At 61.6% G+C, this 13,696-nt stretch carries 14 protein-coding genes; 8 read left to right on the top strand and 6 right to left on the bottom strand.

Annotation, left to right across the window (positions count from 1 at the left end; genetic code table 11):
• The first annotated feature begins 39 nt into the window (after positions 1 to 39).
• Positions 40 to 537, top strand: coding sequence for a DUF367 family protein (locus tag AArcS_RS00160; protein ID WP_238478413.1), 498 nt, complete (start codon positions 40 to 42; stop codon positions 535 to 537).
• A 1-nt stretch (position 538) separates the two neighbouring features.
• On the opposite strand, the gene AArcS_RS00155 is transcribed toward AArcS_RS00160, so the two are convergent.
• Positions 539 to 1,327, bottom strand: coding sequence for a TrmB family transcriptional regulator (locus AArcS_RS00155; RefSeq protein WP_238478412.1), 789 nt, complete (start codon positions 1,325 to 1,327; stop codon positions 539 to 541).
• 81 nt (positions 1,328 to 1,408) lie between these two features.
• Here AArcS_RS00155 and AArcS_RS00150 point away from each other — a divergent pair, with 81 nt between their 5' ends.
• Together AArcS_RS00150 and AArcS_RS00145 are read left to right on the top strand one after the other, a co-directional pair.
• A complete protein-coding gene (locus AArcS_RS00150) occupies positions 1,409 to 3,130 on the top strand; it encodes a COG1361 S-layer family protein (protein WP_238478411.1) in 1,722 nt (573 codons plus the stop codon).
• Between the two features lies 1 nt (position 3,131).
• The gene (locus AArcS_RS00145) at positions 3,132 to 5,567 is read left to right on the top strand and encodes an efflux RND transporter permease subunit (RefSeq protein WP_238478410.1); all 2,436 of its coding nucleotides are present in this window, start codon (positions 3,132 to 3,134) and stop codon (positions 5,565 to 5,567) included.
• 14 nt (positions 5,568 to 5,581) lie between these two features.
• On the opposite strand, the gene AArcS_RS00140 is transcribed toward AArcS_RS00145, so the two are convergent.
• Positions 5,582 to 7,537, bottom strand: a complete 1,956-nt coding sequence (locus AArcS_RS00140) for a DEAD/DEAH box helicase (RefSeq protein ID WP_238478409.1) — start codon at positions 7,535 to 7,537, stop codon at positions 5,582 to 5,584.
• Positions 7,538 to 7,592: 55 nt separating this feature from the next.
• A complete protein-coding gene (locus AArcS_RS00135; protein WP_238478408.1) occupies positions 7,593 to 7,985 on the bottom strand; it encodes an ArsR/SmtB family transcription factor in 393 nt (130 codons plus the stop codon).
• A gap of 186 nt (positions 7,986 to 8,171) precedes the next feature.
• On the opposite strand from AArcS_RS00135, the gene AArcS_RS00130 reads away from it, so the two are divergent.
• The 5 genes from AArcS_RS00130 (at position 8,172) to hcsS (ending at position 11,497) form a co-directional block, all read left to right on the top strand.
• The gene (locus AArcS_RS00130) at positions 8,172 to 8,564 is read left to right on the top strand and encodes a cupin domain-containing protein (protein ID WP_238478407.1); all 393 of its coding nucleotides are present in this window, start codon (positions 8,172 to 8,174) and stop codon (positions 8,562 to 8,564) included.
• Positions 8,565 to 8,691: 127 nt separating this feature from the next.
• Positions 8,692 to 9,024, top strand: a complete 333-nt coding sequence (gene arsD, locus AArcS_RS00125) for an arsenite efflux transporter metallochaperone ArsD (RefSeq protein ID WP_238478406.1) — start codon at positions 8,692 to 8,694, stop codon at positions 9,022 to 9,024.
• A complete protein-coding gene (gene arsA / locus AArcS_RS00120) occupies positions 9,025 to 10,953 on the top strand; it encodes an arsenical pump-driving ATPase (RefSeq protein ID WP_238478405.1) in 1,929 nt (642 codons plus the stop codon).
• Positions 10,950 to 11,318 (top strand): halo-CC-star protein HcsL, encoded by a 369-nt coding sequence (gene hcsL, locus AArcS_RS00115; RefSeq protein ID WP_238478404.1) that lies wholly within the window; start codon positions 10,950 to 10,952, stop codon positions 11,316 to 11,318. Before arsA ends, hcsL begins: the two co-directional genes overlap by 4 nt.
• On the top strand, positions 11,309 to 11,497 hold the full coding sequence (gene hcsS, locus AArcS_RS00110) for a halo-CC-star protein HcsS (protein ID WP_238478403.1): 189 nt from the start codon (positions 11,309 to 11,311) through the stop codon (positions 11,495 to 11,497). The genes hcsL and hcsS overlap by 10 nt, the downstream gene beginning before the upstream one ends.
• A 214-nt stretch (positions 11,498 to 11,711) precedes the next feature.
• Here hcsS and AArcS_RS00105 read toward each other — a convergent pair whose 3' ends face one another.
• From AArcS_RS00105 to AArcS_RS00095, 3 genes are all read right to left on the bottom strand, one after another.
• On the bottom strand, positions 11,712 to 12,233 hold the full coding sequence (locus AArcS_RS00105; RefSeq protein WP_238478402.1) for a hypothetical protein: 522 nt from the start codon (positions 12,231 to 12,233) through the stop codon (positions 11,712 to 11,714).
• Between the two features lie 167 nt (positions 12,234 to 12,400).
• Positions 12,401 to 12,730 carry a hypothetical protein gene (locus AArcS_RS00100; protein WP_238478401.1) on the bottom strand — a complete coding sequence of 110 codons (330 nt, stop codon included), beginning with the start codon at positions 12,728 to 12,730 and terminating at the stop codon, positions 12,401 to 12,403.
• Positions 12,731 to 12,881: 151 nt separating this feature from the next.
• On the bottom strand, positions 12,882 to 13,673 hold the full coding sequence (locus AArcS_RS00095; RefSeq protein WP_238478400.1) for an FkbM family methyltransferase: 792 nt from the start codon (positions 13,671 to 13,673) through the stop codon (positions 12,882 to 12,884).
• Positions 13,674 to 13,696: the final 23 nt, after the last annotated feature.

Here is a 13,696-nt window from a genome sequence, read left to right as displayed (position 1 = left end):
ACGCGGCGTTTTTTGTGAGTGGTCCCGTACCGCCGAACAGTGAACCTCCACGTCAGGTACGAGGGTGACGACGATCCCGACAAGTGTACTGCGAAGAAACTCTCTCGGTTCGAGCTGGCGACCTTGCACAGCACCGATCGGGCAACACCGTACGGCGTCGTGTTGAACCCGCACGCCGAGCAGGCACTGTCACCGGCCGACGCGACGGTGAGTGACCGACTAGTCGCACTCGATTGCTCCTGGGAGAGCGCCCGCGAGGCACAGTTCAGCGTCGACGGCGAACACCGTGCCCTGCCCTTCCTCGTCGCGGCGAACCCGGTCAATTACGGAAAGCCGTTCCAGTTGACGACGGTTGAAGCACTGGCGGCCGGGTTATGTATTCTGGGGGACCGAGAGCATGCCAGTCGGATTCTATCGAAGTTCAGATGGGGCGAGACGTTTCTGGTGATGAACGAGGAACCGCTACGCCGGTATGCCGACTGTGAAGATTCGAGCGAGATCGTGGCGGTCCAGCAGGAGTATCTGGACCGGGAGTGAGCTACGGTTCAGCCGGCGTGGCATCCGCCCAGAGTTCGTCGAACGTGTCGACGAGTTCGGTCGCCACCTGGTCGCTTCTGAAGTCGACGACCGAGAGCAGCTCGTTTGGGGTGATCGGGTGAACGACTTCGAGACAGACCTCCTCACCATCGATCAGGATGAACCGCTGGTCGGGGACGACCGGACTGCGCCGGATCGCAAGCCCTGCGTCGGCCAGCTCAGTATCGTATTCTAGCTCGGTGTGCTCGTGAACGAGGAGTTTGACCGTGATACCGTCGTGTAACAGCGATCGAAGGCGCTCGGTGAGCGTGTCCCGGGTTTCGGGCCCCTCGTCGATCGTCCCTGCTGCGATGGAGACGCACTCGGTTGCAGTTCCGAGGCGCTCGTCTAGCAACTCGATGGCATCTTCGTGCCGAAAGGCGCTCGTGGCGAACGACTGCGTTGGTCGGTCGGTCTCCTGTGATCGAATCGCCGTTTCAAGCTCCTCGGCGGTCGTTTCGAATCGGCGACGGCGTTCGTCGAGGTCCTCCAGCCGGGCATCGAGTAGCTGTGAGACGGCATGTTCCGGCGACGCAGGGACGTATGTGCGCGGACGTGAGTCATCGTGACGAACGACAGAGCGTTTCGACAGCGAGTTAAGGACATCATAAATCCGGCCTTTCGGTAGCTCGGCGGCAGCGGCTACCTCGTCGGCTGTCATCGGCCCTTTCTCTATCAGTGCCTGAAAGGCCTGAGCCTCGTAGTTCGATAGTCCGAGATCCGCAAGCTTCTCCGCGACGTGCTCGCCCATACTCTACGCAACACGGTTAGAAACAACAGTGTTGTGGTTTCGATCCAAAAGGTACTTGTCTACCCCTCTATCAGTACCGGTATGAACAGGGTTAGGGCTGGATTACTCGTGCTGTTTCTCGCCGGAGTCGTTCTCGTGGGGCTGGCAGTTGCAGACGAGACGACCGGTAGTCCCGATATTGAGGTGTACACGCCAGACCCGTTCGTGGAACCCGGAGAGTCAGAAACAGTCACGGTCGATCTGCAGAATCAGGGCAGCGTCGACGATGACGATGGCCCCCCTGGTGCCGACGATGACGTAACGACCGCCAGAAACGTCAGCGTCGAGCTGGGCGATGACGAGGACGTTCCGGTGGACATCAGGACGAACGAGCAGCCCCTGTCCAATATGCCACAGGACGCCATCCAGTCGGTGTCGTTCGACATCGACGTGGATCAGACCGCCGAGGCCGGAACGTACGAGCTACCAGTAAACGTGACGTACACGTACACGCCCGCCGTGGACGACGACGACGGTCCAGACGACGAGCGGACGGTCACCGAAGAGAAGTCCCTCGAGATCCGCGTCGACGAGCAGGCGCGCTTCGAGGGCGAAATCGACGTCAGCGAGTTCCGTGTGGGCGACACCCGGACGGCGACGGCGGAGATTACGAATACCGGTGCCGAGAACGCAAGCGACGCTGTCGTCGGATTTCAGGCGCAGGACCCCAACGTAGAGGCCTTCCCGGAAGTTCCGGACGGTGAGCTATCGGGAGTCCCCGACGACGGTGAGGGTGATCCAGCGACTGTCGCCAGTGAAGTCTACGTCGGGGACTGGGAGCAAAACGAGACCCGTGAGATCGATCTGAAGGTACGGGTCGACGAGGACGCCCTCCCGCAAGAGAACGCGATCAGGGCAGACGTCGAGTTCCGTGACGACCGCGGCGTCGATCGAACGTCCAGAGAGATGGTCCTCGGTGCAGACGTCGTCGAGGAACAACGCTTCGTGCTGGATGACGTGGAGAGCACCGTCCGCGTCGACGATGATGGCTTCGTCAACGGGACGGTGAAAAACGAGGGCAACGAGACGGTACGGAACGCCGTCGTCCAGTTCAGCGAGGACCCTTCGGACGATATCGACGTACTCGATACCGGTGACTCGGAGACGGTGTCTCCACGCGAGGAGACGAGCTTCGTCGGTGACCTCAAACCCGGTGAGACAGCTCAGTTCGAGTTCCGAATCGATGCCAGCGCGGATGCGACAGCGGGAGATCGGATCCTGCCAATGGAGGTGAGATACAGAAACGCCGACGACGACATTCGGACGAGTCGAACACTTGACGCGCCAGTCACGATCGGAGAGGAACGCGAGGAGTTTGCCGTCGAAGCGACGGACGGAACGTTCGAGATCGACGAGAGCGGAACCCTCGAACTCACCGTCACCAACACGTTCGGCGAGGATGTAACCGACGTCCAGGCGAAGCTGTTCACCAACGATCCGATCGACAGCAGCGACGACGAGGCGTTCATCGAGCGCCTCGACGACGGGGACAGTGAAACGATAACGTTCGAGATCGATGTCGACGGCTCGGCCAGCGAGAAGACGTACCCGGTACGTGTGGACTTCCAGTTCGACGATGCCGACGGTGATACGCGGCTGTCGGACACGTACCGGATTCCCATAACGGCAGTCGAAGGGGAGACCAACTGGCTACGCATCGGACTCCTGGCGAGCCTCGTGCTCACCGCCGGTGTCGGTGCAGTAGCCTGGCGGTACCGCGACGGGATCAGGACTCGACTGCCAAACAACGACCCCGACGAGTAACATGGGCGACTCCGCTCTCGAACGTGGTATGGGCCGCATCGGGACTCTCATAACTGAGCGTCCCGGAACGGTCGTACTCGCCTTTCTCCTCGTCACAGCCGTTTTTGCAACCGGACTCGGTGCGATCGAGAGCGAAGAGGGCACCGACGAGTTCGCCGAAGGGGTACCAGCACAGGACGCACAGGACGAAGTCGACGAACGCTTCAGCCCGGCGTTTGCAGACGATACGTCGTCAGTCCAGCTCATTCAGCGAAGCCAGGGCGCGCTGACTCCGACGGGGTTAGAACGGAACCTCGCCGTGCAGGCCGAGCTGGAATCCGACCCCCAGCTCGACATCGAGGGGACGAGCTCGATTGCTGGAGCCGTCGCACAGACCATCGAACCGTCGGCGACGACGCCGAGCGCACAGCGTGCCGTCATCGAATCGACACCCGATCACGAAGTGCGGACCACAACCCGACAGTTGCTGGCCGAAGAGGACGGTCTGGCCGAGCTCGCGAGTGAGGATTACAGCGAATCGAGCGGAGAGGCAAGCGCCACACTGACCGTCGTCGAGTTCGATGGAAGCGTCGACGAGAGCAATGCGCAGGATCGAGCCGAGCGCGCTGCCTCGGCCGTCGACGGTGAGTTCACCGTCTTCAGTGGCGGTCTCATCGAAGAGGAGTTCGAGACCGTTATCAGTGACTCGCTGGCAATCGTCGTTCCGGCGGTCGTGCTCCTGATATTGCTGTTTCTGGCCGTCGCCTATCGCGACCCGATCGACCTGCTGTTGGGGCTCGCTGCGCTCGGAATCACCGTTATCTGGACGTTCGGGTTCACCGGACTCGTCGGGATCCCCTTCTCGGAAATGATGATCGCGGTGCCACCACTGTTGCTAGCGATCGGCGTCGACTTCGGGATTCATTCGGTGAACCGCTACCGGGAGGAACGGGTCGCGGGCTCAGGTGTCAGCGAGGGGATGAGTGCAGCGACTGACCAGCTACTGATCGCCTTCTTCATCGTCGCCGGAACGACGGTAATCGGGTTCGGCGCGAACGTCGTGAGTGATCTCGGTCCGATCAGGGATTTCGGGATCGTTGCGAGCATCGGCGTGGTGTTTACCTTCCTCGTGTTCGGCCTGTTCATGCCCGCAGCGAAGGTGCTGCTGGATCGGGCCCGCGACGGAACGCGGATCCCGGAGTTCGGTACTGCCCCCCTTGGATCGGACGGATCCCTGCTCGGCCGGGTACTACCTATCGGTGCAACGGTCGGACGACGAGCGCCGATTGCCGTCCTGATCGGGGCGTTACTCGTCACAGCCGGCGCCGGTGCACTCGCGACGGGCGTCGACACGACCTTCGACGACGAAGATTTCCTCCCACCCGAGGAGCTCCCGGGTTACGTCACGAACGCCCCCGGTCCCCTCGCCCCCTCCGAGTACACCTTCACCGAGACGATCAACTTCCTGGCGGATAACTTCGAGTCCGGCGAGGACGACGAGGTGACGGTCTACGTGGAAGGGCCGATGGAGACGGACTATGCCCTGGAGTCTATCAATCGAGCCGGTGGTGATCCCCCAGGAACGGTGATCTCGGATGGTGGACAGGCCGATTCGGAAAGTATCATCACGGTTATCGAGAGCCAGGCCGAAGAAGACGAGGAGTTTGCCGCACTGGTCGATCGCAAGGACGTCACCGGGAACGGAATCCCGGACCGGAACCTCGGCGAAGTCTACGATGCCCTCGAACAGTCCGAGGCCGGGGACCGTACCGACGATTTCCTGACCGACGATAGACGATACACAAAAGTAGTCTACTCCGTCGAGTCGGGGGCGGACGACGCCGATATCAGGTCGGATATGGAAGCGATGTCGGACGATTACCGATTTCAGGCGACCCCGACAGGCGAGATCATCATCTTCCAGGGTGTCGCAGACGTGATCTTCGAGTCGGCGATCACCAGCCTCGTGCTTGCACTGACGCTTACCGCTGTCTTCCTGATGGTGATCTACCGGGTTCTCGAGGGATATGCCACTCTGGGACTCGCAAATATGGTCCCGATCGCGGTGACCGTGGCCATGCTGGTCGGGACGATGCCCCTGCTCGGGATTCCGTTCAACGCGATGACGGCAACGGTTCTCTCGATCACGATCGGCGTTGGCGTCGCCTACTCGGTTCACGTTACCCATCGCTTTATCGACGAGTTCAACGCCGGGAAGGACGGCTTCGACTCGCTGGTGACGACGCTTCAGGGAACCGGTGGCGCGCTCGCCGGCAGTATGCTGACGACACTCGGCGGGGCGCTCTCGTTGATGCTCGCAATCATTCCGATCCTTGGTCAATTCGGGATTCTGATGTCGATCAGCGTCGTCTACTCGTTCCTGCTATCGGTAACCGTCCTTCCGCCGACGTTGCTACTGTGGGAACGGTTCGTCGTGGAACGAGGCCTACTACCCTGAAGCCGTATCGCCGATCACTCGGCGGTAACGTCGAGCAACGCCGCCCTCGTCTCCTGGAGCCGTTCGAGTACAGTATCGTACTCTACGTCCGAGTCAGGATCCGTCGGTCGGTGAGTCCCTGTCCCATCCGAGAGGTGTTCAGCGATTACCTCCGTCGCCGATAGCAGCCATTCGGCGCGCTCAGCCAGCCGTCGGACGTCGCCCGGTGCAACGCCGTAGCGCTCGTCGAGGTCGGCGGGATCGACGCCCGCAATCCAGTCGTCGAGAATCCGCGCCGTCTTGACCGTCGCCAGCCAGGACTGGAAGTTTCCCTCGAAGTCGTGAACCGGTTTGGTGAACTGCTCGGCGTTGCGCATGGCGAACTCACTGAGACGGCCCGCCTCCTCGGTCCGGACGTACTGGGTGCTCATGTCCTCGGTATCACAGATGATTTCGAGCACCGTCAACGTCGTCACCCGATCCATCGCCGCCGCAGTACCGAGCGCTTCCACGACTGCTGCACCAGTCAATGGATCGACGTACACCCGGGAGACCAGTCGGCCGAGGTCTGTGGCGGAGAGGCCATCGTTGCGCCGTACCATTCCAGTCGCGTCCAGATACGAGAGTACTTCGTCGACGAGATCGGTCAGCTCGGACGGGTCGCGCTGGTGGGCGAAAAACGTCGAGGAGAGGAGGTCGTCGAGCTCGGACCGGTTCTCGGCAAAGCCGCCAGCGAGCGTGGCGAGCACGTGGGTCCGGAGCGCCTCCCGCGAGTCGAGCTTCGACTCCACACGTTCTGGTTCTGCTCCGATGTAGCGCTCCCGGAGCTCGGCGGCGTCGACGCCGGTCGCGACCAGCATCGCCTCACCGTAGGGATCGAGTCCCGGTCGCCCCGCACGGCCGAACATCTGATGAACCTCGAGGACGGGTAGTGGCTCGTAGCCCTCACCGGTGAACCGCTCGTGGTCGCGGACGATCACCCGCCGTGCGGGGACGTTGACGCCCGCCGCGAGCGTCGGTGTAGCACAGAGGACGGCGAGGTCGCGCTCTCTAAACGCCTGCTCGACGATCGAGCGGTGTTCGGCGCGAAGGCCAGCGTGGTGAAACCCGACACCGCCTTCGGCGGCCTCCGCGAGTGCCCGTCCGGTGCTGGTCGTTGCACCCTCGCGGATCCCGGTTGCGACGTCTGGTGCGGTCCGGAACTCCCTCGCGCCGAGGCTCCGGGCGAACGTCTCGGCCTCACGTCGGGAGTTGACGAAGACGAGAGCCTGCCCACCGTCATCGATCACGTCGGCGACCATCGCAGTCGTCGGTGGGTCGTCGCCGGGATCGATCGTACGTCGGCCCCCATCGTCGAACGTGACCGTGCCATCGTCGTACACCCCGGTCCGGAGATCGATCGGTCGCCACGTCGACCGGACGAGTTCGGCATCGAGCCAGTCGGCGATCTCCGCGGCGTTTCCGACGGTCGCCGAGAGCGCGACGAGTTGCTGGTCGGGGACGAGCCGCCGGAGTTTCGCGAGCGTGACTTCCAGCGTAGGCCCACGCCCGCGAGCGTTCAGCAGGTGGACCTCGTCGACGACCACACAGGCGATCGCTTCGACCCAGCTAGCCCCGTTCCGGATCGCCGAGTCGACCTTTTCGCTCGTCGCAACGACGATGTCGTCCTCGTCGAAGGACTCGTTTTCGGCGTCGTAGTCGCCGGTCGCAATGCCGACGCTCACATCGGGGAGTTCGGAAAACGTCTCGTACTTTTCGGTGGCGAGCGCACGAAGGGGGACGACGTACAGGGCAGGTCCATCGGCCGACAGCATCGCCAGCTGGGCGACGAGGGTCTTCCCGCTGGCTGTGGGCATCGCCGCGACGACCCGATCCCCCCGCGTGATTCCGGCCTCGACGGCAGCAGCCTGGGGTGGATACAGCGATTCGATCCCCAGTCCCTCGAAGTGTTCTATGAACTTCGGCGCGAGCGACAGGTCGCTGACGTCCATCTACCCGGTACTGGGGCGAGATGCTATTTAAGCTACAGGGCGGAAAAGCCAGATACTAGAGGCGTCGCGATCCATCAAGAGCGACGAGTACGGCGTTCGCCCTCGATGTCGCACGGTACTTGCGCCACTTCCCGTCCTTGCGCCGAGTGACGAGACCAGCCTCCGTCAGCTGTGAGAGCGCGTGACTGATCGCGCTGTCGCTGACGTCGAGCAGGGGTCCAAACTCACAGACACAGAGCTCGTCGTCCGCTTCATGGAGCATTCGAACGATCTTGTATCGGGTGTCGTTGGCGAGCGCGGATAGTAGTTCGACGTCGGCGTCGAGCGTCGAACCACCCGTCGCTGCATCGAGTTCCTCGAGTTCGGCCATCCGCTCTGCAACGTCCCCCGGCGTACAACTGCCCTGGTCGTCGGCGAGATACCGCTGGAGACGGTCGTTAGATGACATAGGGGTAATTTGAGCAGATAGTGGATTAAGCGTTTTGGCGTGGCGAGGTGGTAGTTCTCGATCTGACAACAGAACAATTTAGTATTTGCTCATACAAATAGTTCGCATGGATAGCGGAACCGTACGGGGAGAGATCGTCGAACTGCCACTGGTTTCCTGTCGCCGAAACGCGAGGTGTCAGGGGGAATGAGCGCCTACAAACAGGTCAACTACAACGAGATCGAACCAGTCTCCGGCGCGATGCATGCACTTGGCGATTCGCTTGATAGCAAGCAGGTCGGTGTGTCCGTGGTCCGCTGCGATCCGGGCTGGCGAAACATGCCTCACGATCACGCCGAGAACGACCACGAGGAGATCTACATCCTGATCGACGGCGAGGCAACGGTGGTGATCGACGACGACGAGATCACGATGGAAAGTGGCGACGCCGTATGGATCGAACCAAGCGCCACGCGCCAGATCAGAAACAGCGACACGGAAAGCGCGTTTGTGCTCGTGAGCGCGCCGGCCTCGCGCTGTGTCGCCGCGAGCTGCGAGGGCGACGACGACTTCTGGTCGATCGAGGGGTTCGTCGGCTGAGTGCCGCGATCGAAGCGTTTATCCCTACGAATGAATGATTGCTCAAACGAGTTCGGCGAACCCGCGATTGATAACCGTACACACTCCGATCGCGAACGCCTGAACGATTGAACGGACACGATACACCATGACCGAACTACAACTGTACGAAGAGGCGATGTGCTGTTCGACGGGCGTCTGTGGTCCCGATCCAGACGACGAACTCGTCGAAGTAAGCGCGGCCCTGGACCAGCTTGACGAGGAGTTCGAGAACGTCGAGATCAGCCGGGCGAACATGCAACACAACATCGACGAGTTCCTCGAGACCCAGCGGATCTACGATCTCGTCCAGGAGCACGGCCCCTCAATCTTGCCGATCACGGTCGTCGACGACGAGATCGTCGCCAGAGAAGAGTACCTCGAGTATGACGAGCTCGCAGAAACGCTGGAACAGCGCGTACAACCACAGGAAGCCCAATAGATGGCCGAAACCACTACTGCAGCCCGAGAGATCGTCGAGCCGAGCAGCGAAGACACCGAGTTCGTCTTCTTCAGCGGGAAAGGCGGCGTCGGCAAGAGCACCGTCAGCTGTGCGACGGCGACATGGCTCGCCGACAACGACTACGAGACCCTGCTGGTCACCACCGACCCAGCGCCGAACCTCTCGGACATCTTCGGGCAGGAGATCGGCCACGAAGTGACCACGATCGACGACATCGAGAACCTCTCTGCCATCGAGATCGATCCGGATCAGGCCGCCGAAGAGTACCGGCAGGAAACGATCGAGCCGATGCGCGAGCTGCTTGACGACGAGCAGGTCACGGCGGTCGAAGAACAGCTCAACAGCCCGTGTGTCGAGGAGATTGCAGCGTTCGATAACTTCGTCGACTTCATGGAGTCACCCGAATACGACGTGGTCGTCTTCGACACCGCGCCGACGGGCCACACGATCCGGCTGATGGAGCTGCCATCCGACTGGAACGCAGAGCTGGAAAAGGGCGGCTCGACCTGTATTGGCCCGGCCGCCTCGATGGAGGACAAAAAGAAGGACTACGAGCGGGCGATCGACACCCTCCAAGACGGCGAGAAAACCTCCTTTGCCTTCGTCGGCAAGCCCGAAGACTCCTCGCTCGACGAGATCCAGCGGAGTGCCTCGGACCTCGGAGAGCTGGGGATCGAATCCCAGCTGCTGATCATCAACGGATACCTGCCCGAATCAGTCTGTGAGGACCCCTTCTTCGAGGGGAAGCGCGAGGACGAACAGGCAGTCATCGAACGGGCCAGCGAGGAATTCGATGCCGACGCCACAGCGACCTATCCCCTCCAGCCCGGCGAGATCGCCGGTATCGACCTGCTGGCTGATGTGGGTGGCGTCCTCTACGACGGCAACGAGGCCACCGTCGACGTGGGATCGGCAACCAGTATCGACACCGAGGCATCGGTCGACTTCGACGCACTAACTGATCCCGACGCAGTCGCCGAAAACCTCGAACCCGTCGACGGGGAGACGCGCTATCTGTTCTTCACCGGTAAAGGCGGCGTGGGCAAGTCGACGATCGCAGCGACATCGGCGACAAAGCTCGCCGAGGCGGGCTACGAGACGCTCGTCGTGACGACCGATCCGGCAGCACACCTCGAGGACATCTTCGGCGAACCCGTCGGCCACGAACCGACCTCGGTGAGCCAGGCGAACCTGGATGCGGCCCGAATCGACCAGGAGAAGGCGCTCGAGGAGTACCGCGAGCAGGTCCTCGACCACGTCACGGAGATGTACGCCGACAAGGACGACACCCAGATCGACGTCGACGCGGCGATCGCCAACGTCGAAGAGGAGCTCGAATCCCCCTGCGCCGAAGAGATGGCCGCGCTCGAAAAGTTCGTCGGCTACTTCGAGGAGGACGGGTACGATATCGTCGTCTTCGATACCGCACCCACAGGTCACACGCTCAGACTGCTCGAGCTCCCATCCGACTGGAAGGGCTTCATGGATCTCGGCTCGCTGACGAAAGGTGCCGCGCCAGCCAAGGGCGGCAAGTACGACATGGTCATCGAGACGATGCAGAACCCCGAGAAGAGCTCGTTTGCCTTCGTTATGTACCCCGAGTACACGCCGATGATGGAGGCCCACCGTGCGGCCGAGGACCTGAAAGACCAGGTTGGCATCGAGACGGCCTTTGTCGTCGCCAACTACCTGCTGCCCGAAGAGTACGGCGACAACGCCTTCTTCGCCAACCGCCGAGCCCAACAGCAGCAGTACCTCGGTGAGATCAAGGACCGCTTCGAGACCCCGATGATGCTCGCCCCGCTCCGACAGGACGAGCCAATCGGCCTCGACGAACTGTCGGCGTTCGGCGAGGAGATCACGGGACTGTCCGAGATCGCCAAACGAGAGGAGGTGACGATTCAATGAGCCAGCAAGTGTCCAACGAGGAGGCAGTCGAACAGAAGCTCCAGACGTTCATCGGGACGCTCAAAGACTCCGGGGTCTACCAGGAGTTCATGGCCGCCAACGAACGTCTCGAAAATGACTCGGAGGCGAAGGCGTTGCTGCAGGAGTACCAGCAGAAACAGCGGCAGCTCCAGACGGGCGGCTTCGACGAGTCGGTGATGAGCGAGCTGCGAGAGCTCCAGGAAGAAATGAACGACAACGACACGATCCAGGCCCATCGCGAGGCACAGGAAGCGCTCGTGGAACTGCTCCAGGAGACAAACGAGGTCATCAGCGAGAAGATCGGCCGCGAGTTCGCGCAGTCACTGGGAGGTGGGTGCTGTTGAGCGCCTCCGACGAGGACGTGCTGGCGGCGGCAGCGGCGCTGGGCGAGGAACTCGCCGCGGCGAAAGCCGACACCTCACAGTTCCAGTTCACCACGATGCTGAAACAGTGTAACGAGGCGATTACCGAAGAGACTGGCGTCAAGTACGGCGACGCGTGCGGTGCTGGCGGTAGCTGCTGACACCCTCACTTCGGTTCGTAACGACCTGATTCCCCGTCGGCGGGAAGCAACTGGGAGGCACGTAGACTGATGACAAGGATTCAGACGGAGATCCCCGAGCGCCGGGAGAGGATAGCCGAAACGGCGAGTCACCAGCTACTTGACCTAGCGGATGCGCTGGGTGGTCGGAATCACCGTCTTCGCGAGCCTGCTGTAGGCGCGCTTCTTTCGGCGATCAGCTCGACCAGTCGATGATGTCGATCTCCTCGCCCTCGACGCCCTCGGGTAGGTCACCGATCCGCTCACGCGCTTCGTCGACGAGAGTTTTGGCCACTGCAAACCGGCCCGCATCGGGTGCTCTGATGACACCGTTTTGATCAAACCTATCCGGGACGACGTTTCGGACCCGGTTCCACCGTTCATCGCCGAGTTCGGCAACAAAGTAATATGCACGAGCATCGGGGAGCGTGTCGGCGACCCCATCGAAACCGGTTATGCGGTCCGGCTCCTCGTCGGCTATCAGGTCAACCGTCGAGAAGTCGTCTCGATGGTCCATGACGAAGGGAACGAGATCCGCGTTGACGCTCGCGTACGCCGTGGCACGCGCCAACTCAGCGGCGTCGTCATCCTCGAAGGCTGTCCGGTCCAGACACTCGACCATCCGGAGCTCGTCGTCCAACAGGACAGTCCCGTACGCGAGTCGGGCCTCTTCGAGACGGTCGAGAACATCCGCGAGAGGGTCGCTATCGTCGGCCATACCCCTCGTTTGTGGTCACGATACAACCACTTTTTCATCACGAATCAAGGCGGATACCACGGGGTCGTCCGAAAATCACTGGTTGGCGGGATCACGAAAATCGGAGATTCCCGAACGACTTGACCCCGAGGCAGTTGACAAGGAGCGGCGGGCAACCGTCAACAGCGTCAGCTTTCGACAGGGTCGGCGATTTCGTGGAGTTCGTCGGCAGTGATCTCGACTCGCCCCCCGTCCGCTCCCGATCCGGAGACCGGCTCGAAGGATAGTTCGAGCTCGTGCCAGTCACCGATTCGGGCAGTCTCGTCGAGGATCTCCGTCTCACTGAATCCCGCTTTTCGATCAGTAACGACGACGGTGTTCGAGCGGCGACCCGTGGCTCTCGGCTCGAGTTTGAGCTCGTACATATGCCAGTCGCCAAAGCGCGCGGTCACGTCGAGAATTACCCCCTCTTCGAAGCCACCGATCGTCTCTGTGATCTCGTAGCTGTTCCGTGCCATGCAGATAATCGTGCGGTATGAGGCCTGAAAAGCATATTCACGGGGAAGTGCCCATTTATACGACCGGCGTCTGTATCTGCAGAGCCCTCCCGATGCCCCGTTGTCTGTGGCGGTGGGCAGTGAGTTCCGCGTTGACACGTCAGCCAGTGAGTCACGCAGGTAGTGCTTTCAGGATCGGACGGGCGTCGCGCAACGGCTCGAATTCGTAGCCAAGTTCGTCGAGTAACCGCTCAATCTCCTCGCCGTCGGTATGGACTTCACAGTAGATCACCCGCGGTCGATCCCGCTCGATCGTCGTCCGCAACCCGCGCAGAACAGCCGCATCGACACCTTCCGCGTCGATCTTGAGTACATCTGGAGATGGGACTGTTCCGGACGCGACGAGGCTATCCCCGTCGACCGTCTCGATGGTGATTGTATCCGATAGGCGCTCCCCCTGTGCACCGGAAACGTGGGCGGCCGAGCTAGGTGCCGCGGTAAACTCGACGGAACTCGCTTTCTCGTGGAGTGCCACCTCGTGGACATCGATGTCGTGGCCGGTCGTCTCCACGACCGTTCGGAGTCGGTTAGCAGTGGTCGGGTGCGGCTCGAACGCGACCACGTCGATCTCGTCGTGAACACTCGCAGCCACGACAGCGTGCCAGCCCAGATGTGCCCCGACGTCGTAGAACACGTCTCCGGGTTCGAGTTCCTCGACCAGCTCCTCGAACAGTCGGATCTCGGGATGCATCCAGCGAAAGCGCTGGTACTGCCAGTACGTCTCCAAGGGGAGTTCGACGTCGATTCCGCCGACCTCGTGGACGATCGAGTCCTGACGGGAGAGCCGAAAGAGGATCCGTGGAATATCGAGTCCCCAGTACAGCGATTTGAGATGGGTATGGACCCCGACCCGCCGCGTTATGCGTTTCAGATGGCCCGTGTAGAGTCGACCGTCGGAGAGCATGTCGGGTTACTGGACCGTTTGCG

Source organism: Natranaeroarchaeum sulfidigenes (assembly GCF_017094485.1).
Taxonomy (GTDB): domain Archaea; phylum Halobacteriota; class Halobacteria; order Halobacteriales; family Natronoarchaeaceae; genus Natranaeroarchaeum; species Natranaeroarchaeum sulfidigenes.
The sequence above is the reverse complement of the archived record's forward strand: the minus strand, read 5'-3'. Positions and strand labels throughout refer to the sequence as shown.